The organism is Candidatus Sororendozoicomonas aggregata, from assembly GCF_031528575.1.
GTDB lineage: Bacteria > Pseudomonadota > Gammaproteobacteria > Pseudomonadales > Endozoicomonadaceae > Endonucleibacter > Endonucleibacter aggregata.
The window spans coordinates 1-1,067 of record NZ_JAVLSP010000199.1 but is presented as its reverse complement, the minus strand read 5'-3'; the positions used below and the strand labels follow the sequence as shown (position 1 = coordinate 1,067).

The window sequence follows — 1,067 nt, the reverse complement described above, 5'->3', positions numbered from 1 at the left end:
GAAGCAGTCTTAAAAGTCATGCTCCTACTGCGGCTACGATAAATGGGTCTAAAAAGTCGCTTTTGTTCGTCAAATAGTCCCGCTATTCTCCTCACAAAACCGACTTTTTATCCTCCATTTCTCGCAGTCCTCGCTACGGGCAGACTTTTAAGACTGCTTCTTATGGGCTTTTGACAGCTAAAAATCAGCGTCTGGTGAAGTTGTGCTGAGCTGATCTGGTCTGGTGATAAGAGACGCTTATATTTGTATCAATAAATCGCAAATGTGTGATGTACGCTTTGCGCAACCTCAGGGGATGAATTATAGTGCGCAGCGTGTTTAAAAGCCCTTTGGACAGCAGTGCAGATAGGAAGTTGGGAATGACTGAATTACTGAGTGAGCATTATAAAGCCATTATTGAAAGTATCGGTGAAGATGTTCATCGCAACGGACTGGCAGACACCCCGATGCGTGCCGCCAAAGCTATGCGGTATCTGACCAAAGGGTATAATGAGAAGCTTGAGGAAATTGTTAACGGTGCGGTATTTGATTCTGATCTCAGTGAGATGGTGGTGATTAAGGATATTGAGCTTTATTCTCTGTGTGAACACCATTTGCTTCCTTTTATTGGCAAATGCCATATTGGCTACCTGCCTGGCGGTAAAGTTCTTGGCCTTTCCAAGTTTGCCCGTATTGTTGATATGTTTGCCCGCCGCCTGCAAATTCAGGAAAATATGACCAAGGATATCGCGGATGCCATAATGGATTCCGTAAATGCCAAAGGCGTTGCTGTTGTTATTGAAGCAAAGCATATGTGCATGATGATGCGTGGGGTTGAAAAGCAAAACTCTTCCATGACTACCTCCGTGATGCGTGGTTTGATGCGCGAAAATCGTGCGACACGGGAAGAGTTTTTGCAGTTTATTCGAGGTTAAGTCCATGTCCCTGCACCATGGGGGCTGTCGTAAGAGGAGTGGGCAAAGCTGAAGCTAGCCCGGATATTTCATAAACATGCTCCTGGCCTTGCTTGCTCCTTGCGGCTCTAAGGGAGTTTTGCTCAGTCGACCGTACTCCCCGGTACGGCGCTC

Annotated in this window: 1 protein-coding gene; it reads left to right on the top strand. The window is 46.4% G+C overall.

Annotated elements, in window-relative coordinates:
- Positions 1-359: 359 nt before the first annotated feature.
- On the top strand, positions 360-914 hold the full coding sequence (gene folE, locus V4C51_RS17770; protein ID WP_330927503.1) for a GTP cyclohydrolase I FolE: 555 nt from the start codon (positions 360-362) through the stop codon (positions 912-914).
- Positions 915-1,067 lie beyond the last annotated feature (153 nt).